19 protein-coding genes are annotated in these 22,830 nt (G+C 60.9%); 5 read left to right on the top strand and 14 right to left on the bottom strand.

All coding sequences use genetic code 11. The features are described from left to right. Positions 1-117 precede the first annotated feature (117 nt). Complete coding sequence (locus Q7F16_RS00150; protein WP_046062801.1) at positions 118-1,890, top strand: acyl-CoA dehydrogenase C-terminal domain-containing protein; 1,773 nt, start codon at positions 118-120, stop codon at positions 1,888-1,890. A 96-nt stretch (positions 1,891-1,986) separates the two neighbouring features. Here Q7F16_RS00150 and Q7F16_RS00145 read toward each other — a convergent pair whose 3' ends face one another. Further along, positions 1,987-5,010, bottom strand: a complete 3,024-nt coding sequence (locus Q7F16_RS00145) for an EAL domain-containing protein (protein WP_409555363.1) — start codon at positions 5,008-5,010, stop codon at positions 1,987-1,989. Then, complete coding sequence (locus tag Q7F16_RS00140) at positions 4,998-6,017, bottom strand: substrate-binding domain-containing protein (protein WP_409555608.1); 1,020 nt, start codon at positions 6,015-6,017, stop codon at positions 4,998-5,000. The genes Q7F16_RS00145 and Q7F16_RS00140 overlap by 13 nt, the downstream gene beginning before the upstream one ends. Before the next feature lie 462 nt (positions 6,018-6,479). On the opposite strand from Q7F16_RS00140, the gene Q7F16_RS00135 reads away from it, so the two are divergent. The 4 genes from Q7F16_RS00135 (at position 6,480) to Q7F16_RS00120 (ending at position 9,967) form a co-directional block, all read left to right on the top strand. After that, positions 6,480-7,454 carry a quinone oxidoreductase family protein gene (locus tag Q7F16_RS00135; RefSeq protein WP_409555362.1) on the top strand — a complete coding sequence of 325 codons (975 nt, stop codon included), beginning with the start codon at positions 6,480-6,482 and terminating at the stop codon, positions 7,452-7,454. Positions 7,455-7,487: 33 nt separating this feature from the next. After that, on the top strand, positions 7,488-8,411 hold the full coding sequence (locus Q7F16_RS00130) for a LysR family transcriptional regulator (RefSeq protein WP_409555361.1): 924 nt from the start codon (positions 7,488-7,490) through the stop codon (positions 8,409-8,411). A 312-nt stretch (positions 8,412-8,723) separates the two neighbouring features. After that, positions 8,724-8,963 carry a hypothetical protein gene (locus tag Q7F16_RS00125; protein ID WP_018600403.1) on the top strand — a complete coding sequence of 80 codons (240 nt, stop codon included), beginning with the start codon at positions 8,724-8,726 and terminating at the stop codon, positions 8,961-8,963. 269 nt (positions 8,964-9,232) lie between these two features. Next, on the top strand, positions 9,233-9,967 hold the full coding sequence (locus tag Q7F16_RS00120; protein WP_409555360.1) for an EthD domain-containing protein: 735 nt from the start codon (positions 9,233-9,235) through the stop codon (positions 9,965-9,967). A 97-nt stretch (positions 9,968-10,064) separates the two neighbouring features. Here the strand turns inward: Q7F16_RS00120 and Q7F16_RS00115 are convergent, their stop codons facing one another. The 12 genes from Q7F16_RS00115 to Q7F16_RS00060 form a co-directional block, all read right to left on the bottom strand. Beyond that, on the bottom strand, positions 10,065-11,198 hold the full coding sequence (locus Q7F16_RS00115; RefSeq protein ID WP_409555359.1) for an FAD-dependent oxidoreductase: 1,134 nt from the start codon (positions 11,196-11,198) through the stop codon (positions 10,065-10,067). Positions 11,199-11,606: 408 nt separating this feature from the next. Beyond that, a complete protein-coding gene (locus Q7F16_RS00110; RefSeq protein ID WP_409555358.1) occupies positions 11,607-13,076 on the bottom strand; it encodes an NAD-dependent succinate-semialdehyde dehydrogenase in 1,470 nt (489 codons plus the stop codon). Between the two features lie 16 nt (positions 13,077-13,092). After that, the gene (locus Q7F16_RS00105) at positions 13,093-14,109 is read right to left on the bottom strand and encodes a dihydrodipicolinate synthase family protein (protein WP_409555357.1); all 1,017 of its coding nucleotides are present in this window, start codon (positions 14,107-14,109) and stop codon (positions 13,093-13,095) included. A 28-nt stretch (positions 14,110-14,137) separates the two neighbouring features. Continuing rightward, positions 14,138-15,148, bottom strand: a complete 1,011-nt coding sequence (locus Q7F16_RS00100; RefSeq protein WP_079304122.1) for an ornithine cyclodeaminase family protein — start codon at positions 15,146-15,148, stop codon at positions 14,138-14,140. A gap of 99 nt (positions 15,149-15,247) precedes the next feature. After that, positions 15,248-16,162: a LysR family transcriptional regulator gene (locus Q7F16_RS00095; protein WP_046062819.1), complete on the bottom strand. Its 915-nt coding sequence runs from the start codon at positions 16,160-16,162 to the stop codon at positions 15,248-15,250. Then, positions 16,159-16,944: a cyclase family protein gene (locus Q7F16_RS00090; protein WP_079304120.1), complete on the bottom strand. Its 786-nt coding sequence runs from the start codon at positions 16,942-16,944 to the stop codon at positions 16,159-16,161. Before Q7F16_RS00090 ends, Q7F16_RS00095 begins: the two co-directional genes overlap by 4 nt. Continuing rightward, complete coding sequence (locus Q7F16_RS00085; protein ID WP_409555356.1) at positions 16,931-17,938, bottom strand: NAD-dependent epimerase/dehydratase family protein; 1,008 nt, start codon at positions 17,936-17,938, stop codon at positions 16,931-16,933. Before Q7F16_RS00085 ends, Q7F16_RS00090 begins: the two co-directional genes overlap by 14 nt. Further along, positions 17,929-18,921, bottom strand: a complete 993-nt coding sequence (locus Q7F16_RS00080; protein WP_046062822.1) for a fumarylacetoacetate hydrolase family protein — start codon at positions 18,919-18,921, stop codon at positions 17,929-17,931. Before Q7F16_RS00080 ends, Q7F16_RS00085 begins: the two co-directional genes overlap by 10 nt. Then, positions 18,918-19,490: a cupin domain-containing protein gene (locus tag Q7F16_RS00075; protein ID WP_046062823.1), complete on the bottom strand. Its 573-nt coding sequence runs from the start codon at positions 19,488-19,490 to the stop codon at positions 18,918-18,920. The genes Q7F16_RS00080 and Q7F16_RS00075 overlap by 4 nt, the downstream gene beginning before the upstream one ends. Positions 19,491-19,553: 63 nt before the next feature. Beyond that, entirely contained in the window at positions 19,554-20,504 is a 951-nt protein-coding gene (locus Q7F16_RS00070; RefSeq protein ID WP_409555355.1) for a PDR/VanB family oxidoreductase, read from the bottom strand. Further along, complete coding sequence (locus tag Q7F16_RS00065) at positions 20,504-21,541, bottom strand: Rieske 2Fe-2S domain-containing protein (protein WP_409555354.1); 1,038 nt, start codon at positions 21,539-21,541, stop codon at positions 20,504-20,506. Before Q7F16_RS00065 ends, Q7F16_RS00070 begins: the two co-directional genes overlap by 1 nt. 48 nt (positions 21,542-21,589) lie before the next feature. Further along, on the bottom strand, positions 21,590-22,792 hold the full coding sequence (locus Q7F16_RS00060; RefSeq protein WP_409555353.1) for an MFS transporter: 1,203 nt from the start codon (positions 22,790-22,792) through the stop codon (positions 21,590-21,592). Positions 22,793-22,830: the final 38 nt, after the last annotated feature.

The raw sequence follows: 22,830 nt of genomic DNA, 5'->3' as shown, positions 1-22,830 counted from the left end.
GGCGTCTCACCGGCCGTCTCGTGGGCCGGCGAGCACCCGCACGTCAGCGGTGCCTGGGATCGTGAACCGCGCGACTGCGGCCATCCAACCTCCTTTCCTTGCATGAGGCTCATTGCAATGCCCGAATTCAACGCCCCTTTGCGAGACATGCGTTTTGTCCTGCACGAAGTCTTCAACGCACCGAACCTCTGGGCCCGCCTGCCCGCCCTGGCGAATACCGTCGATGCCGCCACCGCCGATGCGATTCTCGAAGAAGCCGCCAAGGTCACCCATAACCTGATCTTTCCACTCAACCGCAGCGGCGACGAGGAAGGTGCCCAGTGGCACGATGGCCAGGTCAGCACGCCGAACGGCTTCAAGACAGCGTATTCGACCTACATCGACGGCGGTTGGGTTGGCCTGAGCGGCAACCCGGCCTATGGCGGCATGGGGATGCCAAAGATGCTCGCCGTACAGTTCGAAGAAATGCTCTACGCCGCCAACTCCAGCTTCGCCCTGTACTCGGCGCTGAGTTCCGGCGCCTGCCTGGCCATCGACGCCCACGCCAGCGAAGCACTCAAGGCTCTGTACCTGCCGCCGATGTACGAGGGTCGCTGGGCCGGCTCAATGTGTCTTACCGAAGCCCATGCCGGCACCGACCTGGGCATCATTCGCACCCGTGCCGAACCCCAGGCGGATGGCAGCTACCAGATCACCGGCAGCAAGATCTTCATCACCGGCGGTGAGCAGGACCTGACGGAGAACATCATTCACCTGGTCCTGGCCAAGCTGCCGGATGCGCCCGCCGGGCCTAAGGGCATCTCGCTGTTCCTGGTGCCGAAAATCCACGTTGATGCGCAGGGTAAGCTTGGGAAAGCCAACGCCGTCAGCTGCGGTTCGATCGAACACAAGATGGGCATCAAGGCCTCGGCCACTTGCGTGATGAATTTCGACGGTGCCAGTGGCTGGCTGATCGGCGAGGCCAACAAGGGGTTGGCGGCGATGTTCACCATGATGAACTACGAGCGGCTGTCCATTGGCATCCAGGGCATTGGCTGTGCCGAAGCCTCGTACCAGAACGCCCGCCGCTATGCCCAGGAACGCATCCAGAGCCGGTCCCCCGCAGGCGCCCAGGCCAAGGACAAAATCGCCGACCCGATCATCGTCCATCCCGACGTGCGCCGCATGCTGCTCAGCATGAAAGCCATGACCGAAGGCGGCCGGGCCTTCGCCTGCTACGTCGGCCAGCAACTGGACCTGGCCAAGTTCTGCGACCACCCCCAGGAGCGGCTTGATGCAGAAGCCTTGGTGGCCCTGCTGACGCCAGTGGCCAAGGCATTCTTCACCGACACTGGCCTGGACAGTTGCATCCATGGCCAACAAGTATTCGGCGGCCACGGCTACATCCGCGAATGGGGCCAGGAACAACTGGTACGCGATGTGCGCATCGCTCAAATCTATGAAGGCACCAACGGCATCCAGGCCCTCGACCTGCTGGGGCGCAAAGTAGTGGGCAACGGCGGCGTGGCCCTGCGGCTGTTCACCGCTCAGGTCCGTGACTTCGCTTACCTGCCCGGCGCCGCCTATGCCGCCGAGCTGCTGGACGCCGTGCAACGCCTGGAGAACCTCAGCGACTGGCTGCAGCAACAGGCCAGCCTCGATCCCCACGCCATCGGCAGCGCGTGCGTCGAGTACCTGCACCTGTTCGGCTACGTCGCTTATGCCTACATGTGGGCACGCATGGCCCAGACAGCCGAACACCAACACGCCACAGACCCTGCGTTCTATGGTGCAAAGCTGGGCACCGCGCGCTTCTACTTCGGCCGTCTGCTGCCGCGCATCCTCAGCCTGGAACAAAGCATCCGCGCCGGCAGCCCGTCACTGTTGCAACTGCAACCCGAACAGTTCTGAGGCCGGAAAACACCGAACACCTGCACACCCGTGTGGGTGTTCGCGCCTGATTGCAGACTTGGCCGGCACAGCAGCGCGCTACCGCACGCTGCGTCATCAGCGCCCAGACATTGGACCGCTCGGGCGTTTTACATCGCGTTTTTTTTGCCTGACCGAACCAGGGCTGGCAAGGCGGCCTGGTTCAAACACTCCGGACGTACGCAGTAACCGGCTGATTTCCTGCGCACTGACCGCCTTGCTGAAAAAATGCCCCTGGATTTCATCGCAGCCGTTATCACGCAAGAAGGTTTGCTGCTCCTCGGTTTCGACACCTTCGGCAATGACCTTGAGGTTCAGCTTGTGCCCCAACGAAATCACGGCGGTGGCGATGGCTTTGTCGTTCTCGTTGTCGGGCAGATCGCGCACGAAAGACTGGTCGATCTTGAGCCTCGCGATCGGGAAGCTTTTCAATGCGGCGAGGCTGGAATAGCCGGTGCCGAAGTCGTCGATCGAGAGGCTGATCCCCATGGCTTGCAGGGCCTTCATTTTGCTGATGGCTTGCTGAAGGTCTTGCATGATCAGGCTTTCGGTCAGCTCCAGCTCAAGGTACATCGGGTCCAGTCCGGTTTCCTGCAAGGCATGCATCACCCGATCGATCAGGTCCCGTTCGATGAACTGGCGAGCCGAGATGTTCACCGACATGGTGATCGGCGGCCAGCCGGCATCCTGCCACGCCTTGTTCTGTCTGCAGGCGGTATGAATCACCCAGTCGCCGATGGGCACGATCAGCCCGGTCTCTTCGGCCTGGGGAATGAATTTGATAGGAGAGACCATGCCCAGCTCGGGATGCTGCCAGCGGATCAATGCCTCCACGCCGATGATCTGACCTGACTGCAAATCCACCTGTGGCTGGTACAACAGCAGGAACTCGTCGTTGTTGAGTGCGCTTCGCAGCCCGTCTTGCATGGCGAGCTTGCCCTGGACCTTGTTATTCATCTCGCTCGTATAGAACTGGAAGCTGTTGCGCCCCAGCTCCTTGGCCCGGTACATGGCCGCGTCCGCATTGCTGAGCAACGTGTCGGTGTCGGTGCCATCGGTAGGGTACGTGGCCAACCCCATGCTGCAGGTGACGTGGAGCGTATGGCCGCTGAGTTGAATCGGCCGCAGGATCGCTTCCTGGATTTTGTGCAGGACGGGCGTCACGCCGTCCAGGTCCGAGGGCTGGTCGAACAGGATGATCACAAACTCGTCGCCGCCCAGTCGCACCACGGTGTCGGTACGCCGTACACACCCCAGCATGCGCTGGGCGACGGTTTTCAGCAGTTCGTCCCCGGCACTGTGCCCAAGGCTGTCATTCACCAGTTTGAACTTGTCCAGGTCGAGAAACACCACTGTCACCAGCCGGTTGTAGCGCTGGGCGTATAGCATCGCCTGCTTGAGGCGGTCTTCGAGCAGCGTGCGATTCGGCAACCCGGTCAGTGCGTCATGGTCGCCCATGAAGCGAATGCGCTTTTCGGTCAGTTGGCGTTCTATCGCAATGCCGGCGAGCGGTGTGGCCAGGTCGATCAGTTGCGTCTCGGCCGCGCTGGGGCTGCGCACGGTGTTGGCATACAAGGCAAACGTACCCAAGACCTTGCGCTCATGGGACAGGATCGGCGTCGACCAGCAGGCGCGAAACCCATAGGGCGCAACGAGTGAACGGTACGCTTCCCACAGTGGATCCTGCTCGATGTCCGTGACGATGACCGGCTCTCGTCGATACGCCGAGGTACCACATGAACCGACGTTCGGACCGATCTCGATTCCGTCGATGAGCTGGCAATAGGCTTTCGGCAAGCTGGGTGCAGTCCCGTGCAGCAGGTGTTTGCCCTCCTCATCCAGCAGCAGGATGGAGACCTTCATGCCCTCCAGTTGAGACTCGACCAGGTGCGCCAGGCTGTCGAGGACTTCTGCAAGCTCGGTGCTCCTGGCGATCAGTTCCAGGACATGACCTTGTCCGGTACGGATGATCGCTTCTTTTTCCAATCGGTCGTTTTGCACGGCGAGTCGCTCCGTGGCGATACTCAATTGAACCGTTCTTTTTTCCAGCTGAAGCCGGTCTTTGAGAAATTGGTTCACCGCCCGCGCCATGTTGCCGATCTCGTCGTTCCCATGGTCGGCCATCATCACATGGGTTTTGTCCGTGTGCTCCTGACGCAATTGCCGGCTTATTTCATTCAGGCGCACGAGCACATGACGGCCCATGAAGACCCGGGTGACAAACCAGGCGAATACCAGGCTGGCGCCCAACATGATCAGTACCCATTGCTGACTGCGATTCGAGGCCTCGACCAGGCGCTGCACGGCTTCGCGATAGTCTTCGGTGTAGGCGTTCGATTGCTCACGGGCCACCGTAACCAGGACCCCGGCCTCGTTCTTGAGTTGCTCATTGAAGCGCTGCAAGACGTTGTGTTGATTGATGAGCGTCTGGCGCAGGGAGAAGAGATCCGGCGTCTGCACATCAGCGTCGGATAACGCGCCTGCGGTACGTGGCAGGCGCTCATATCGGGCCCGCAGCCGTTGCACGGCCTCACTGTCAACCGCCTGCGGCAGATCGAAAAGCAGCACCGCCAGCTCCAGGCTGGCCCGGGTCTGGGTCGCCGTCAATCGGGCGGTGCGATCCTCCAGGGCCTGCGCGAAGGTGACCTCGGTTTGCAGCAGGCTTTCTCGCAGCTGCGCAACGATGTTGGCAGTGTTGCGGAACATCTGACTCGACTGATGCATGTCGAGTATCGCCACGCCACTGTTCGCGGCAGTCAGTTGCTGCACCCGTTGATCGAGGGCTTCAAGCTGTTCGACGGTCGCCGCATAACTTGAACGCAGGATGTCCGGGGAACGGGTTGTCAGAAGCTGGTCGGTCTGGCGTTCGATCAGCAAGGTGCGCTGCACCATGTCTTGCCCATTTTGCATGCGGACCAGTCGTTCATCCGTCAACTGGCGAGTGGCGCTGTTAGAGGTGCGCAACGCGTAGACCGCCGTGGCGGCGCCTGCCAGGATCAGCAGCGCCAGCGTCAGGAACGCCAGGGTAAATTGTGCACGCAGCGATTGTGGCAATAGCTGGCGTCCAAACCGGGAAGTCATATCCAACGTCAGGGGTTCCATTGGTGGCGATAGATGTCTCGATAGCCATTGTCAGGATCGTACTGGAATTTTTTCCCGCCATCGAAGGCGATATTGTCGGCATTGACCAAGTGAATCGGCGCGACGAAGCCGCTCACTGGCTGACCTGCAAACAGCCGGTTCAATTCATCCATCACTTGCCAGCCATGCTGGTTGAGCGGCTCGGCCACAGTAACGGTCTGGTAGGTTTTTGCCTGTATGCGCAAGAAAGCCGAAGCGCTGCCGTCACCGGCAGACAACAGACTGATGCCGTCACTGGGTATCGCGGCGCTGGTCAGCGAGGCAATCGAGTAGTCGAAATAGATGTCGTTGATGGCCAGCGTGTGGGTCCAGCGTTTGCCATGGCGCTGAAGCAGCTCCTTGGTGATCGCCGGCATCTTCTCGCCACTTTCGGAAATCGCCACATCACGCACCTCCAGCAACGTACATTCTCGACAGCCCCGAATGACGTCCTCCATGACCTTGGCTTTCGCCATGGCAATGCTGTACTTGGAGTCGGTCAGGATGACCACGCCGGCGCGTCCGCTTGACTGTGCCACTGCAGCCATGGCCGTGAGGCGCGCCACTTCAAGCGGGTCGGTCGTGACGTTCATGGCCACCGGTGTGCCGTCAATCGGCCCCGGGCGTGCCCCAGCGTGCCAGCCAACCACCGGTACCTCCTTGTTGGCGAAGAGCAGCAGCGCCGCCTTGTTCTCAAGGGCATCGGAGCCGCACAGGATGAGGCCGTCGGGCTTCGCGGCCAGGGCATCGGAAAAGGCCTTTGCGCGCCCGGCCGATGAGCCGGCACCATCGTATATCTTCAGCGTCCAGCCCAACGCATTGGCGGCCTCCCGGGCACCCTGCGCGACACCGACAATGCCGCCGTTACGCAAATCTTCAGCGATAAGCGCAATGCTCTTGCCCCGCTGGGCTTGCGGGCCGGATTCAGGGCCGCTCCAACGAACGGCACCGAGGGTGGCCTTGGAAACGATTTCCTGCGCTTGCATCACCGTGACCGTGGCGTTTTCGAGACCCGCTGCGGTTGGCAGGTCCTGGCCGTATCCGGCAGTTGCCGTGAAAAGACAGGAAACCGTTATTGAAGCCATCCGGAGTAACGAGGATCGCGGAAACCTGGGCCCCATCGAACAGGTTCGATCAGCGCATGTAATGCCGTATCCGGGGCTGGTGGCGCGATCAAAGTCAGGCATGACGTCCCTTTTTGCCAAGAATGCAGTGTTCCAAAAGGATAGCCGGTTCTGCTGCCATCAGGTTCTTTGTGGGTGAAAGTGCGACGCAGGGGATAAAGAATTACAGGATTCCGAGCAAAGACAGGGGCAGCCCACCCACTGATTCAATCAACCGGATTGCTGCACAGGGTGCAGCTATACCCTGCATGTCCAAGGTATTGCCCATGCCCTGATCCGCAATCATTCTCCAGTGACACCTGGTTCAAATCCTGAGGAGTCGCTGAAATGGTCACTGTCGTTGGTTTTTCTTCCACGGGTGGGCCGGACGTTCTAGAGGTCCGACAAAACGATCATGCTGCGCCCGGCCGCGATGAGGTGTGGGTAGAGCAGCATGCCATTGGCATCAACTACCTTGACGTCACCCAGCGCAACGGCGCGGTTCCCGTCCCCCTGCCTTCGGGGTTGGGTCTGGAGGGGGCCGGGTTGGTCGCTGCCGTGGGGCCGGATGTCACTCATGTCAAAGTGGGTGATCGCGTGGCCTATGCCACCGGCCCGTTGGGTGCCTACGCAAGTGGTCGATTGGTTCCGGCCGGGAAACTGGTGCCCCTTCCCGACTCGATCAGTTTCCAGGATGCCGCCGCCGTTCTGTTCAAGGGCATCACTGCCCAGTACCTGCTCAAGAGCACTTATCCAGTGGGTCCGGGAACGGTCATGGTGTTGTATGGCGTCGCCGGTGGTGTGGGCGCCATCATGGCCAAGTGGGCCAAGCACCTGGGCGCGTTCGTGATCGGTGTCGTCTCCCGTGCGCAAAGCGTCGAGAAGGCACGTGCACTGGGCTGCGATGAAGTTCTGGTTTTCGATGCGCAGACGCTGGCGCAGGAGGTGGCTCGAATCACCGACGGCAAGAAGGCCGATGTGGTTTACGACCCGATCGGGCGTGTCTCGTTCGCGGCATCGCTCGATTGCCTGCGCCCGCGCGGGCTGATGGTGTCTTTCGGCGCGTCGTCAGGTGCGCCACAAGCGGTCGAAGTGGGCCTGCTGAACGCCAAGGGTTCGCTGTTCCTCACCCGCCCTTCGATTGCCGCCCACACCAGCAGCGTCGAGGAATATCAGGCCCGCGCCAATGACGTCCTGGCCGCACTCCAGGCCGGGATCATCGAACCTGCCGTCTGGAAAACCTACCCACTGGAGAACGCCGCACAAGCCCACGCGGACCTGGAAAGCGGCCGCGCTTCAGGTACTCTCCTGCTCATTCCCTGAGATGTCCTTGAGAAGCCTGGAGGCTGTGGGCACGTGATCACACTGGATAGCCGCCACACGGACGAATTTGCCGCTTTGCTGGCGCTCGAATCGCAAGGTTCATTTGTGGCGGCCGCGCGGCTTTTGCAGCGCCACCCCACGATCATTTCCAAGCGCCTCGCGGCGCTGGAAGCCCGGCTGGGGGTCAGGCTGCTCGAGCGCAGCACCCGCCACATCCGCCTGACAGATGCAGGAGCCCGCCTGGTCAAGCGCCTGCGGCTGGCGACCGAGTTGATGGCTGAAGCAGAGCAAGAGGCAGCGTCAGGGGCTGCCGAGGTGCGCGGCAATCTGCGGCTTGCGGTGCCGGCCGCCCTGGGCAGGCTCTGGTTGGCGCCGATACTGCCGGAGTTCCTGGCCGCCCATCCGCATTTAACGATCACCGTGAATTACAGCGAGCGTTTGGTTGATGTGATCGCCGAAGGCTTCGATGTGGCGATACGCCTGGGGGAACTCAACGATAGCCGCCTGATTGCCAAGCGCCTCGGCGATCATCGGCGCATTCTTTGCGCGTCTCCTGGTTATATCGAACGATATGGCTGGCCAGCGTCACCCACGGAGCTGGCCAAGCATAACTGCCTGGGGTTCACGGGGCTGGCGTCTTATCCTGAATGGAAGCTGATCAGCGCCAGTGAACAAGTGACCGTACGCCCCCAAGGCTCTTTGGTGTCCAACGACAGTGAAGCGCTTCTGAGCGCGGCCATTGCAGGTACCGGCATTCTCGGTGCAGGGGAGTGGCTGTTCAGCCGTGCGCTGGCAAACAAAGAACTGGTCAGGGTATTACCGGACTGGGAGTTGGGGGCAAAAGGAGGGATCTACCTTATCCGCCCCTCGGCAAAATTCGCCTCCTCCGCCACGCTGGCGCTGAAGGAATGGCTCGAGGCCAAGCTTGTCCAAACGGACACTGCCAGGTCTTCGTAAAACAGGACGACGGCACAATACCAGCCAACAAGAGAAAACCTCTGCGCCATTTCACCGCCCGGTGACGGCCCTCCCAAGCCACCTCAAGCACGTCCACTTAACCCCGGATGACGCCAAGTTATTGGCACAAAAACCGGTGAGATAAAAATAAATTAATACAGTGACGGTTTCCCGACGCACGGTACCCATGTGCCATTGCTGGGGGTTCAAATCGAAGCTCATCATCCGCAGGCAACCCCCGCAAAACGTTCAGGCCGCCGACCTGGACTACAGGAAGTAATCAATCGCATCACTCAATGGAGCGACACCGAGATGATGACTGTCTATTTTGTTGTGATGACGATCTGCAGTGGCTTCGAAGGCTGTGTCGATGAACGACAACCAGGGCCAACCTTTGCTTCCAAGGCAATGTGCATGGAGACGGCCAGAGTCATGGCGCCGCGCAAAGGGGTGAAGTTCAAGTGTCGCAAAGAACGTACGTTGGTGGTCGAGACACCGCCAGCAGAAAATTACGGCAAAATTGTCTCCACCAAGACCGCAGGCCAGCCTTAGCAATTTGTTTTTTCGCCGGACGGGTCAGGCAGTGGAAGGTGCCGAGGCTTATCCTCAGAGCATTGGCAGAGGCCTCAGCCAGGTAAAGACGCATCAAGCATGTTCTTACGTGATACCTGCTAGCAGAAACCCTGATTGGTTTGGAGGACAACGTTGGTCTTATCTTGTTTCTAAAACATCACCACGGTGAATACCGCCTGCAAAAGCGCATTCGATGTTTAGAAAGATAAGACCAATGTCATCAACCCTGACCAGACGCGAGTGCCCCCATGATTAAAATGCTAGCTGCCGTACGCCGCAAACCCGGCATGACGCATGCTGAGTTCTTGAACTATATAGAACACCAGCATGGAGAAATCGCCCGGGCTAAACCCTTAGGCGTCAAACGATACGTGCAAAATCATGTTATCGACTCAGCTTTCGGCGTTGACTCCGATAACGCCTACACACAAACATTTCACCGGGACTCCGTCACGGAATTATTTTTTGATGATATGTCAGGTTTGATTCACACCTTCAGCGATCCCTATACCCAACAAACTGTTGGGCCTGATGCAAAAAACTTCGCCGACCTGTCAAAACAGGCCGCTCAGCTGATGGATGAAGTCGAGATTTCCAATGCCGATGCCGCCTCCTCCAAATGGAAGGCGATCGTCTTCCTGAAAAAGAACCCAACGGTGCAACTGGATACCTTTTTCACCGCCTGGGATTCAGCTCACGACACGGTTGCCAATCAATACCCGGACTTCCAAAAGGTGCTACGTCGGCACACTCGCTCCAGATACCTTCCCGAAGGCGACCGAGTGACGTCCTATTTCGGGCCAGACATCACGGTATACGAAGGCACTTCCAGCCTGTGGTTTGAAAATGAAGCCGATCTTTCTGTTTTTCGTCAGTATCAGCGAGCACTGTTCCAACAGCTGTCTGACGAAGGAGTCGTGCTGGCGTCGGAATCTTTTTTTGTATACGTCAAGGAGGTCGTCATTTTCGATCTGGGCCAGTAAACATTTAATGAATTAATTAACTGCATCATGTCCACTGCCCCTCTTCGAACTGGATGCTGAAGTGATTCAAGGCATCCAGTCGAAGAGGCTGAATCACTCAGATAGGCTCAGCCAACGTAGCAGTGGACTCTCGCATGATCTGGGCATGCTCATCCTTGTCACCCGCACTTTTTTCTATCTCGCACAGCCGTGCAGAGTTCTCGACCACCAGTTGGCAACGCTCCCAACGCCGCGCTTCGAACCGGCTCAGGGCAGCCTGTAGATCGCTGTCGGCGAACAGTTCTTCAGCAAGCACGATGGCACTCTCGATGCCAATCCCGGCCCCGGAAGCCAGATGGGGCGTGGTGGCATGCACCGTGTCCCCAATCAGCACGATACGGCCTTTATGCCATGGCAACGGCACCAACAAATTGGCCAGCGGGCGGTAGTCGATATTGGCTCCCGGCTCGAACAGTTGCGGCACAAGCGTTTGCAGGATCGGCGCTGGGAACTCACCCAACAGACGCGCCATTTCGCCTGGCCAACTGGCCGGATCGATCCACTCGGAAAACTCGCGGTTTTCCATGAGGAACATGTACATATGCGTTTCGGAAATCGGATTGACGCCGACCTTGGTGCGCCCCAGCCAATGACTGGGCCGTACGATTTCCTGCGGACGCTTCAACACCGCGCGCCAGACACTCTGGTGAATGGGTTTTGGTGAGGGCGCCTGCGGGAAAAACTCCTTTCGCATCCGCGAATGCACACCGTCGGCGGCGATGACCAGGTCGTAGCGCCCGGAGGTGCCGTCAGTGAAAGACACTTCAACGCCATCGGCATGCTCGATGAGGCTGTCGAACGTAATGCCCAGGCGCACCTGGGTGCCCACTTCCCGCGTCTTGTCGGCAAAAATGCGAGCCAGCACCGGGCGCAGGATGCCGCCGCCACAGGGAATCGGTTTATCGCTGACCGGTGGTCGAAGCGCCAACTGCACGATCAGTTCGCCAACCGGTGAAAACACATCGAAATTGGTCGACAGATACCCTTCTGCGGCCACCCGTTCAAGAATCCCCACCGTATCAAGCGCTCGCAACGTCGGCCCGCTGAGCGTAATACCGGCCCCCAGGGGACACCACAGAGGATCTATCTCGACCAGGTCCACTTCGACGCCCTGGCGGGCGAGCTGGATAGCCGCGGTCATACCGGAGAACCCGCCTCCGATTACCAGGACCTTATTGACTGCTGCAATCATCACGCTCTCCTAATTATTCTTATTTCAATCGGGCTGACATTGCATGGCACACCGACGGGTTCTGCAGCGCGATCGACTCAATGCCGCAGACTCATGAAATTCCGACCGAAAAGTGCCGGATCAACGACGAGACTATCGAATTGGCTGTCAGCGCTGAAATCGCTTTCCACAATCCGAGGTATCGCAGGAGGTGATGGGTGTCAGAGGGTATGCCTGCTCGACTGCTGAACACCCGCAGTCCCCTTGTGGGAGCGAGCCTGCTCGCGATCGAGGAGAGTCAGTTGGCGATGATGTTGGATGTACCGACGCCTTCGCGAGCAAGCTCGCTCCCACAGGTTTTTGTGTTGTGTCCAGGTGCTGTGAACACCCACAAACCCATGTGGGAGCGAGCTTGCTCGCGATAGCGATTCACACGCTTTCCAAGCCATCCCAGCAGAGGTATTTCACTTCAAGGAACTCGTCGATCCCCAGGTGAGATCCTTCTCGCCCCAGACCGCTCTGCTTCACGCCGCCGAAGGGTGCGACTTCATTTGAAATCAAGCCACAGTTGATGCCCACCATGCCCGATTCGATGCGAGCGGCGTTGCGCCAGATGCGGGCCGCGTCACGGCTGTACAGATACGCCGCCAAGCCAAACTCGCTGTCATTGGCCATCGCAATGGCTTCGTCATCACTGTCGAAACGCACCAGTGGCATGACCGGGCCGAAGATCTCTTCGCGAGCAACCCGCATGCCATGAGTCACATCAGCCAACAAGGTGGGCTGGAAGAAACACCCACCCAGCGCATGAGGCTTGCCGCCGGACAGCAGTCGAGCACCTTGCGCCAGCGCATCATCAACAAGGGCCTGGGATTTTCCTACCGCCGCGTCATCGATCAACGGCCCGACCTGTACACCCGGCTCCAGGCCATTGCCCACCGTCAAGCGCGCCATGCGCTCGACGATACGTTCGGCCAGTGCGTCATAGACCCCTGACTGCACTAGCACCCGGTTCGCGCCGATGCAGGATTGCCCACCATTGCGAAACTTGGCCAACATCACCCCGTCGGCTGCCGCATCAAGATCGGCATCGTCGAAGACAATGAACGGCGCGTTGCCGCCCAGCTCCATGGAGCATTTCTTGACCGTTTGGGCCGCTTGCGCCAACAGCAACCGGCCCACTTCCGTAGACCCGGTGAAGGTGAGTTTGCGCACCAACGGGTTGGCCGTGAGTTCACCGGCAATGTCTCGGGTGTCATTCCCCGTAATCACACTGAACACACCAGCCGGCACACCCGCGCGCTGCGCAAGTTCAGCGAGGGCCAGGGCGGTCATGGGCGTCTGGCTGGCCGGTTTCACGACCATCGTGCAGCCCGCCGCAAGCGCCGGAGCGGCCTTGCGCGTGATCATGGCCGCGGGAAAATTCCACGGCGTGATCGCGGCGCAAACCCCGATGGGTTCGCGCAGTACCACAATGCGCTGCGTGTCCTTTACGCCGGGAATCAAATCACCGCGCACCCGCGTGGCTTCTTCGGAAAACCATCGCACAAACGACGCAGCGTAATCGACCTCCCCCCGCGCCTCCTCCAGCGGCTTGCCCTCCTCCAGGGTAATCAGCGTGGCGATATCCTCACGATGTTCAACCATCAACTCATACCAACGGCGCAACACCTCACCCCGGCGTTTAGCCGTCAAGCGTCGCCATGGACCAAAGGCCGCATGCGCCGCATCGATGGCGTGCCGGACTTCAGTTTCGCGGCAGCGTGGCAACTCGGCCAGCACCGCTTGATCCACCGGATTACGCAGCGTGTACCGACCGTGCGGCGTCTCGTTCAACCACTCGCCGGCGATGTAGGCACCGGTGCGCCACAGCGTCGGATCCTTAAGTAAATGCTTCACTTTGCAATCCTCTTAATCAGCAAGGGTGACGCCCGATCATGAAGGCGCTATCCGGGTCCGAAGTCACCGGCAGGCCCGCCGCAACCAGCCCTTGGCGCAAAGACTTCATGAGGCGATCCGGCACGCGCATCGCCGGGGCACGCAGTGGGCCGCCGTTGAAGCCGGCGAGCCAGTCCTGGTATTTCCACATCGTGCGATTGAGCACCCCGGTGCCGCCGGCATAGCTTTGCGCGGCGGCGCCATTGGCACTGCGTGCCGGGTTGACCTTCCAATACAGTTCCATCGCCTCTTCGAAGCGGCCCGTGCGGGCCAGTTCGAAAGCTTTCGGGTAGTAGTCGCTCATCCAGGCGGTGTTGCTGGTGCCGGAAAACTGCAGCTTCATCAGGCTCATCAACGGGATTGCGTCAGCTTCGATCGGGCAACTGATCACCACCTGATCACGGAAGTGGTAGTACATCTCGCAAATGCCCGCCGGCAACGGAAATCCTTGCTCGGACTTGATGGCGGCGATATTCGGGCAATCGGCCAGAAGGCGACGGACCAACTCCAACGACATACCCGCCGGATGCACGCGCTCAAAGCCCCAGAGCGGAATCGGGAAGAGCATGACGGCCAGGTCCGTCGCGTCGCAGAACGACTTGGTGTAGTCGTAGATTTCCTGCTCGCTGGTCGGCCAGAACTGCGGTGGATAGGAGAGCAGGACGATGTCGGCACCGGCATTCTCAGCGAGTTTCACCGCCTCGATGTTCTCGGCAAGCGTGCCAAAAGCCGCGTGAAAGAACAGGATCAGGTCTTTCCCCGACTCACGCGCCCAGGCGGTGAATTGAGCGTTTTCCTGGGCAGAGATCGCCAGTTCGCTGCACAGCAACGTGCTGCTGTAACCCAGTCCAACCGTATGCTCGATGTCGTGGCGTATGCCACGCTCATTGAGACGCTTCAGATCAGCACTGAAGCTTGGGATGGTGACAGCCGAGCAGCCCATCAGGTTTTCACGAGCCCAGGCGCGGGCGTCAGCTTTCTTGTAAGTAGCCATGATGATTTTCCTTCGAACAGTGGAGGGGTTATTTCGAGACAGGGACAATGCTGGCAGGCAGCTCGATGCCGAGGCCTTGTTGCCTGGCGCGCTCGTACAACGCTTGTGCGATGACGACATCCTGCAGCGCCGAGCCAACTGACTTGTAGAGAACGATGTCGCTTTCTTTCTGGCGCGGATTGACGCGACCCGCGACCAGATCCGACAGCGCGACTAATTTGTCGGCGACATAAACACCGGCACTGATCGCAGCAATGGCGTCGCCGGTATCGTGAAGTACCTCTTGCGGCATATCCGCGACGATGCAGACGGCTCGCTCCATCGTGACCGGGTCAACCTCCCGTTGCTCAGGCAAGGTGGAACCCAACGACACGACCGTCACGCCTGCGCAAAGCCATGCCCCTTGCAACACTGGAGACTCGTCACGACTGCGTGCGGCACAGATCACCACATCGCAGTCCTGCACGGCTTCTTGCGCAGTGTTCACTGCTTGGATATCCAGCCCCGGCCTGAAGCTTTCGGCAAATCGCTCGCGGCTCGCGGGCGTTGGACTGAACACCCGGACACGGGCGACATCGCGCACGGCCTTGAGGCAGTCAAGCGCGCCACGCGCCTCAAACCCGGCACCAATCACGCCCACCCGCAGCGCTCGTTGAGGCGCCAGCAGATCAACCGCCAGCGCAGCGGTTGCAGCGGTGCGCAAGCCCGTCACCCGATTGCCGTCGATCAGGGCACTGAGCGCCATGGTTTGCTGGTCGAACAATGCAATCAGGTAGCTGGCGCAGCGCGCCCGCATGGAGGCCGCGATCAACTTGCAGCCCATCTGGCCGCCAGCGGGAGGTACAGCAGTCAAACTGCGCAGCCAGATACCGTCGCCGCGGGCCATGGAACGAGGCGGCACCATGGCATCCGTCGTGGGACAGGCATACGCCTGCGCGAGCGCGGCAACGGCTGTGCTCCAGTCAGCGAGCGAGGCAACATCGGCGTCGCTGAGAAAAAGCGTCGGGGCAATGACTTGGGGTTCTTGGGCGTGATGCATAGCGCTAACCTCGCAATCGGGGATCAGTCGTTGATTGACTGACACCCTACGAGGCGCGCCCCCCACCGAATACTGCTGGGGATGCAAAGCAGCTATCGCTCAAATCGATGGCATGGACAGATTGCAAATCAGCCGTCGCACTTCACGGGAAGCACGGGTCAAGGGACGACGGGGCGACTCGACCAGCACGACAAAGCGCTCCAGCACGGGCTCGATAATGCGCGATGAAATCAGTCGTTGATCCAGCGAGCCCGGCAGCACAGAGGCAATCGCATAACCTCCGCCTGCCGCGACGACTTCGTACTGGAGCTGGACGGAGTCGGCTTCCACGGCAACGCACAACTCCACGCACTGTTCGGCGGCCAGATGATCGAGCCTGGCCCTTAACAGATGGGGACGTCCCGGGACTACCAGTGGCAATCCGGATAGCCGCTTTAACGCAATGTCTCGCTCGGCAAGGAGCGGATCACTGGCGGGCCCTATCAAATGCAGCGCCAGCCTGGCCAGTAGATACGCCTCGCCGATGCTGGCTTCGTTCTCGCGCAGGACCAGCGCCATATCCAGACGACCATCCTGCAGCTGCTCTTCGAGTTGCGCACTCGCGCCCTCGATCAGGTGCAATCTCACACCCGGCATCTGTGCTTGTACCGCCGCAAAAAGCGTACCGGCAAACCGCCGGACCGCCGAAGGCAGCATCCCTACGACCACCTCCCCCACGGGTTTCCCACGCCGGGTACGAATGTCATCGGCCAGGCCTTCGGCGTCCGCGATAAGACTCGACACGCAAGGCAGCAACTGCTCCCCAAACTCAGTCAGGAGCACTCCACGGCCAGTACGATGAAACAGCCGCTCGCCACATTGCGATTCGAGCTGCGCAATGTTTCGACTGACCATGGACTGCGGCATATCCAGCAAAACAGCCGCTTTACTGAGACTTCCAGCCGCCGCGACCCGCACAAACAATGTCCATCGAGGATCGACAATCGTCAAAGCAGCGTCCGCAGTCACGCTCATTCCTCGAAAATCGCTACGGCACGGACGAAACCAGCCGAAGCGTGCCTGATCTTGTAGGGGAAACAGGACACCTGGAAACCGTGGGCTGGCAGGCATTCCAGGTTGGCCAGTTTCTCCATCTGGCCGTAGCCGATGTCACGTCCGGCCTTGTGCCCTTCCCAGATGATCGAGGCGTCGCCCGTGGCGGCGAAGCGTTCGCGCGTGTACTTGAACGGCGCATCCCAGCTCCAGGCATCGGTGCCGACCACGCGCACGCCGCGCTCGAGCAGATACAACGTGGCCTCGCGGCCGATGCCGACCCCGGCATCCAGATACCCAGGCTGGCCAAACAGCGCCCCGGCGCGGGTGTTGACCAGGACAATGTCCAACGGCTGGAGGACGTGCTCGATGCGCGCCAGCTCAGCCTGCACTTCGGCGGCGCTGACCACATGGCCATCCGGCAAATGACGAAAGTCCAGTTTCACGCCCGGTTGCAGGCACCAGTCCAGCGGCAGTTCGTCGATGCCGAAAGCCGGCTTGCCACCGTCCGTGGTCGAGGCGTAGTGCCAAGGGGCGTCCATATGCGTACCGCTGTGCGTCGTGATCTGCAGGCGCTCGGCCGCCCAGGACTCGTCGCCGGGCAGTTGCGCCTTGGACAGGCCGGGAAACATCGCGGCCATCTCAGGCCAGCCTTGCTGATGGTCCATGTAGTCGATTTTCGGTAGCAACGGCGGTGGATCGGTGTAAGGGTTGTTGTCCAGGGTAACGGACAGGTCCACCAGGCGGCGTTTAGTTGATTGCATTTTCGCTCACTCCAAGCGCCACCCGCCCACGCGCACGACGCATCGGGGTAGCCGTGTTCAAGCTGTTACGAATCAAGGCGGCTGCCGAGCCGTCATGGCGAAAGCCAAGGGCGCGGGCCAGAGGGGTTTTCATCGCGGGGAAATTGCCGAACAACGCTTGCAGCCCGGCATCCGGAGCGAAGCTGATCAATGCGCGGCGCTCCTGGCCATAGGCCGCGGCCAAGGCATCGATGACCTGGGCAATGGACAGGTGTAGCAGCGGCAATTGCCAGACGCGTGACTCACCGAGCTCGGCAGCCGGCAGTTCGGCGGCCCGCAGCAGGTTATCCACGCAACACCGCACGGACATCCACCAGGCCTGTGCCTGCGGCGAAACCGGGCAAGAATATGGCTGGCCCTCGGCGAAGGCGTGCAACAGATCGCTCATGAAAGCCGAACGCAGCCCATTGGGTTCACGTGGACGGGCGACAATGCCGGGCAGGCGCACGGCGCGACCGTCCACCTCGCCTCGTCGGGCAAGGTCGTTGAGCGCCATTTCCACCATCACCTTGTGCGCGCCGTAACTCAACTGCGGGCTCGGCACCGCACGCTCATCCATGCGGGCCGGCAGGTCGCCGCCGTACACCGCCACGCTGCTGGCATACACCAGCACCGGCCGGCCCGGCTGTCCGCGCAACTGGTCAAGCAATTCCAGGCTTGCCAACAGGTTGACCTGATAGCCCAGCGAATAGTGCTGCTCGGCCGCGCCACCCGGGACGCTGACCAAGTGAAAAACCACATCAATGCCATCGGCCAACGCACGGCGCAATAACGCGGCGTCGGTCACACTGCCGCAATGCCGGCGCAGGCGCTTATCGTCAGCAAAGCCCACTAACTCTTTATCCAGCAGGATCAACGCACTGATCGTCCGGCCTTGTAACTCATGGGTTTCGAGCAATCGTTTCACCAGCGCCCGGCCGACAAAACCATTGGCCCCGGTAATCATCACGCGCATGGGAGGCCTCCACGCACGACACGCTGGTCTATCGCCCCGAACACCGATTGCCCTTGCTGGTCGAAGACTTCCATGCGCACGCGATCACCGAAGCGCATGAACGGTGTCTGTGGCGCGCCTTGCTCGATCATCTCGACGGCACGGCGTTCGGCGATGCAGGCCGCGCCAACCGTTGGGTCGGCATTGGAGACGGTTCCTGACCCGATCAGGCAGCCCGCCCTGAGGCGCCGGGTCAGCGCCGCATGGGCAATCAACTGATGAAAACCGAAATGCATGGCGCCGCCATGGGCATGGCCAAACCACTTGCCGTTCCATTCAACCTTCAGCGGCAAGTGCACACGCCCATCGCGCCAGGCCTCGCCCAACTCGTCGGGGGTGATCGCCACCGGGGCAAAACTGGATGAGGATTTGGCCTGGATAAAACCGAAGCCGGTCTTCATTTCACGGGGGGCGAGCGCACGTAAGCTGACATCGTTGACTTGCACGATGAGCCGAATATGGTCGACGGCGTCTTGCGCCGAGCAGCCCATCGGGACTTCATCGACCAACACCGCGAATTCACCTTCGAAATCGATACCATGGGTTTCACTGGGCAGCACGATGTCGTCGTGGGCCCCCAGAAAGTCATCGCCACAGCCTTGATACATCAGCGGCGTGTGTTCAACGCCTTCGATCGGGTCAAGCCCGAAAGCCTTTTGCATCCGCTCGCCATGACTGAGGAAAGACGAGGCATCCAGCCACTGCCAGGCGCGCGGCAAGGGGGCGGCGGCTTGCTGCGGATCAAAGGCGAAGGCACCGGTCAGCGCGCCTTCATTCAAGGCGTCATACCGCGCGCGCAAATCGGTTTCGACGCTCGGCCATTGCTCAATGGCATCCTGCAGCGTCGCGGCAATATCGCTGGCATCCACCGCCCATGCCAGGTCGCGGGACACCACCAGCAGGCGACCGTCACGGCTGTGATTCTTGAGAGTACTGAGTTTCATGCCTGTTCTCCTTGCAACTCGGGCGCGAAGCGACCATCGAGCAGCACGAACAGCATGCGGGCCATCTGCTCGGTGCGATTGCTCCAGGCGTGATTGGTGCCTCGCTGCACGACGATGTCACCGCGCTTGAGATGCACCTCCTCGCCATCGAGCACCAGCCAGACCTCGCCCTCGGTGACCACGCCGTAATCGAGGGTTTCGGTGCGGTGCATCAGCTTGTGCTTGGAATCAGCCTGCCCCGTGCCGGCATGGGCCTGGCCAATTTCGGCAAAGGCCGCCGCGGCCTCCTCGGCGCTGATTTGGTTCTGCATGCTGTCGGGCGGGATATCCACCACGCGGATGACACTGCCCAGCGGTGCCGGGCTCAACTGAAGCGGTTTGCAGGTGGGGTCATCGCCGTTATCCAGCACGGCCGGGCTGGCGCCACTGTTCCAGATCTCATGGAAGACCGTGCCGGGTACAGCCTTGAGCGCGAAGCTGTTAGGCGTCGGGCCGCTGAGCGCGACCACCGCCTGGCCTTGGGCATCGTGCCCGGTGACCACCCGTTTGAAACCAGGAAGTTGTTGCATGTTCGACTCCTCAATCAATTGGCGAAGCACAGCAGCAGGTAAAAATGGATTCATGGAAAAACCTTAAAGATCGAGCACCAGCCGTGCGCTCCTGGCACGCGAGCAACACGGCGTGAACTGGTCGTTGCGGGCTCGCTCGGCATCGGTCAAGAACATGTCGCGATGGTCCGGTTCGCCTTCCAGCACGCGCGTGATGCAGGTGCCACAGATGCCCTGCTCGCAGGACAACGGAATATCGATCCCCGCCTCCAGCAGCACCTGGGCAACGCTGAGCGCGGCCGGCACCTGGAAACACTGTCCCGTGCTGGCCAGTTGCACCTCGAAGCCGCCCGCCTCACCCGTCGGGACAGCGGCGGTAAAGTACTCACGGTGCAGTTGCGCCTCGGCCCAGCCCTGCTCGCGAGCCGTGCCGAGCACGTGCTCCATGAAGCCAGTAGGACCACAGACATACAGGTGACGGTCACTCGCCGGCACGGACAAGACCCGAGCACTGTCCAGACGCTGAGCATCCTCACCATCGTCCACATGAACGTGCACGCAATTGGCAAACGCCGAATGGCGGATGTACTCGATAAAGGCCATGCGCCCGGCCGAGCGACCGCAGTAGTGCAGCTCGAAAGGCGCGCCGATCCGCGCCAGGCGCTCGGCCATGCAGAGGATCGGCGTAATGCCGATACCGCCGGCGAACAGCACGCTGTACCCGGCCGCATGCTCCAGCGGGAACAGGTTGCGTGGCTCGCTGATGCGCAGCCGGCTGCCTTCGTGCACATCTTCGTGCATGGCCTGCGAGCCGCCGCGAGACGCCGGGTCGAGCAACACGCCCAGCAGGTAGCGATGGCGCTCTTCAGGGTGATTGCACAGCGAGTACTGGCGCACCAGGCCATTGGGCAGGTGCACGTCGATATGCGAGCCGGCGCTGAAAGCCGGCAGGATGGAATGCTCGGCCGGGGCCAGTTCAAAGCTGTAGATGCCTTCGGCTTCGAGGCGTTTGCGGGTCACAACGACATCGATCATCACTGGCTACCCATCGGCTGTTCAGCGGCGATCAACCGACGCAAGACACGTCGGCAACGCACAGCCCCTGCATCGACTGGCAGCAGCACCGGGTTAAGGCCAAGCAGCTCAACCTCGCCAATCTGGCGCTGTTGAGCCTCGACCATGGGTTTGTCCTCACCGGCGAAAATACCGATCAACATTTCCTGGACGAAGGCATTCAACTGCGCGTTGTCCTGCTCGAAACTGCGCGTGTTGGCAAAGAAGTAATGGGTATTGGTCCCGTCCTGCGGTGTCATGAGGTGCAGGTTCCATGTCACGGGCCCCTCTTCCCTGGGGCGCCCTGGAGGCGTGGCGCCACTGCCCAGCAGCATCAGGCCGGGGGCGTGCCAGATGACCTCGGCCCAGACGTCCGCCCGAGTCGGATCTTCAAGGTGAGCGCCGAAGGCCGGTGGAGGCACATCATCAGGCGCCCACCAACTGATGCGCACGCGATCGTTGGGCAACTCCTCGATGGTGGCGCGCGTGCTGGACAACGCTCCGCCACCGAGCGTATCGGGGTGCAGGAAATCAACGTGGCTCAAGTCCATGATGTTGTCGGCCAGCAGCTCGTAGTGCGCGCGCGTAGGCAAATACCCATGGCCCTTGGCATCGGTTGGCGCCTGCTCGAAGAAGGAAAAATCAGGGATCAGCGCATCGTTGGCCAAGCTCGGATCTCCAGGCCAGACCCAGATCGCGCCATGGCGCTCAGCGACCGCGAACGCGCGGACACAGGCGGCCTTGGGGATACTCCCATCGCCGTGGGGATTGTGCGTACATTGGCCACTGCCATCGAAACGCAAGCCGTGGTACGGACACTGAACGCTGTCGCCGACAATCTTGCCCATGTGCAGCGGGGCAAAACGGTGCGGGCAACGATCGGCGAGCGCCTGGATCGCGCCCTGGCTATTGCGAAAGAACACGATGGGTTGCTCGACGATGGTTCTGCCCAGCATGCCACCTTGCGCCAGCTCGTCTGCCCATCCAGCGATGTACCAGGTGTTGAGCAAATAACTCATGATGTTCTCCTCATTTTTCTTATTTTGATGAAGCGTCTAATGGGCAGATCAGCGATCGGCGTCTGCGGCCACCGCAGCGGGAAAAGCTGACCCGCGACCACGCAACCGAATGCAGGCCAGGGCCACCAACAGTTGAACACCCGCGACGATTCCCAGTGCGGCGGGCAAAGCGCTGATCATTCCCCCGGTAATTGCCAACACCACCAGCGGGCTGGCGAACTCACCGGCAAAGAACATCGCCGTGAAGCCGCCCGCGGCGCGTCCGCGTTGCTGGAAGTCGACCTGGCTCATGATCCAGGTGAGCAGGGTCGGCATCATCAGGCCGATGCCCAGGCCGTTGATCAGGACGGCGATCACCACCAGCCCATGACTGTCGGCCACCGCCAGCAGCCCGCCACCGATACCGGCCGCGACGAAAGCCAGGAGCATCTGCCGGTGCGCAGGGACACCACGCAACAGACGGAAACTCAGGGCGCCGACCAGGACGCCAAACTGACTGGCGCCCATGGTCATGCCGATCTGCTGCGAGCCTTCGACATGCAGCAGGTTGAGCAGGTAACCGACTTGCACCGGCACGATGAACAGGCTCAAGCCCGCCAGGAATGCCAGGGCATACAACGGTGCCAGTGGGCGCCAGGGGAATGCCCTTCCCGCCACTGTTGTCGCGGTGACGACCTGCGCCCGCGGCTCCCACAGCAACCAGACCATCAGCGGCAGAAACACCAGCCCCAGCCCATACAGGGCAAACGGCGTGCGCCAGCCGTGCTCGCCGAGCACGCCACCAACAGCAATAAAAATCGCCGCCGACAACGAGGTCGCCACCATTTGCAGGGCGAACATGCGTTCACGCCGCGCACCGTTGTAGTAGTCGCCCATCATCGTGGTGCAGCAGGTCATGATCGCCGCCTCGGCCACACCGATGCCGGCGCGGCTGATGACGATGACCTCTAGCGACTCCAGCCATAGCGGCAGCACCCCACAGACGGTGTAGAGAAACATCGCACCGATCAGCAACGGCTTGCGCCCGAGCCGGTCGGCGATAATCCCGGCCACGGGTGCCAACAGCGCAATCATCAATGCCGGTAGCGTCAGGGCAATGGGCACCAGCACGGCTACACCCGGCGTGTCGGCGAAGTGCTCCTGCATACGCGGCAGGATGGGAGCCAGCAGCACCGCACCGAGCACCGGCAGGCAACTGCCGAGTAGCAGTAACAACGACTGTGGCAAACCTGCCTGGCGCTCAACGCTCATCGTGCACCTCCGCAGGTTGGGCCGCGCAGAACGCCATG

The sequence above is a fragment of the Pseudomonas sp. Lb2C2 genome, assembly GCF_052112205.1.
GTDB lineage: Bacteria > Pseudomonadota > Gammaproteobacteria > Pseudomonadales > Pseudomonadaceae > Aquipseudomonas > Aquipseudomonas kilonensis.
Note: the sequence above shows the minus strand (reverse complement) of the source record. Positions and strands in the feature narration are given on the sequence as shown.

What these genes read in the sequence shown, in the direction of transcription:
- Q7F16_RS00150 (WP_046062801.1), top strand. Translation starts at nt 118, where the DNA reads ATGCCCGAATTCAACGCCCCTTTGCGAGACATGCGTTTTGTCCTGCAC.
- Q7F16_RS00145 (WP_409555363.1), bottom strand. Translation starts at nt 5,010, where the DNA reads ATGGAACCCCTGACGTTGGATATGACTTCCCGGTTTGGACGCCAGCTA.
- Q7F16_RS00135 (WP_409555362.1), top strand. Translation starts at nt 6,480, where the DNA reads ATGGTCACTGTCGTTGGTTTTTCTTCCACGGGTGGGCCGGACGTTCTA.
- Q7F16_RS00125 (WP_018600403.1), top strand. Translation starts at nt 8,724, where the DNA reads ATGATGACTGTCTATTTTGTTGTGATGACGATCTGCAGTGGCTTCGAA.
- Q7F16_RS00120 (WP_409555360.1), top strand. Translation starts at nt 9,233, where the DNA reads ATGATTAAAATGCTAGCTGCCGTACGCCGCAAACCCGGCATGACGCAT.
- Q7F16_RS00115 (WP_409555359.1), bottom strand. Translation starts at nt 11,198, where the DNA reads ATGATTGCAGCAGTCAATAAGGTCCTGGTAATCGGAGGCGGGTTCTCC.
- Q7F16_RS00105 (WP_409555357.1), bottom strand. Translation starts at nt 14,109, where the DNA reads ATGGCTACTTACAAGAAAGCTGACGCCCGCGCCTGGGCTCGTGAAAAC.
- Q7F16_RS00100 (WP_079304122.1), bottom strand. Translation starts at nt 15,148, where the DNA reads ATGCATCACGCCCAAGAACCCCAAGTCATTGCCCCGACGCTTTTTCTC.
- Q7F16_RS00095 (WP_046062819.1), bottom strand. Translation starts at nt 16,162, where the DNA reads ATGAGCGTGACTGCGGACGCTGCTTTGACGATTGTCGATCCTCGATGG.
- Q7F16_RS00090 (WP_079304120.1), bottom strand. Translation starts at nt 16,944, where the DNA reads ATGCAATCAACTAAACGCCGCCTGGTGGACCTGTCCGTTACCCTGGAC.
- Q7F16_RS00085 (WP_409555356.1), bottom strand. Translation starts at nt 17,938, where the DNA reads ATGCGCGTGATGATTACCGGGGCCAATGGTTTTGTCGGCCGGGCGCTG.
- Q7F16_RS00080 (WP_046062822.1), bottom strand. Translation starts at nt 18,921, where the DNA reads ATGAAACTCAGTACTCTCAAGAATCACAGCCGTGACGGTCGCCTGCTG.
- Q7F16_RS00075 (WP_046062823.1), bottom strand. Translation starts at nt 19,490, where the DNA reads ATGCAACAACTTCCTGGTTTCAAACGGGTGGTCACCGGGCACGATGCC.
- Q7F16_RS00070 (WP_409555355.1), bottom strand. Translation starts at nt 20,504, where the DNA reads ATGATCGATGTCGTTGTGACCCGCAAACGCCTCGAAGCCGAAGGCATC.
- Q7F16_RS00065 (WP_409555354.1), bottom strand. Translation starts at nt 21,541, where the DNA reads ATGAGTTATTTGCTCAACACCTGGTACATCGCTGGATGGGCAGACGAG.
- Q7F16_RS00060 (WP_409555353.1), bottom strand. Translation starts at nt 22,792, where the DNA reads ATGAGCGTTGAGCGCCAGGCAGGTTTGCCACAGTCGTTGTTACTGCTA.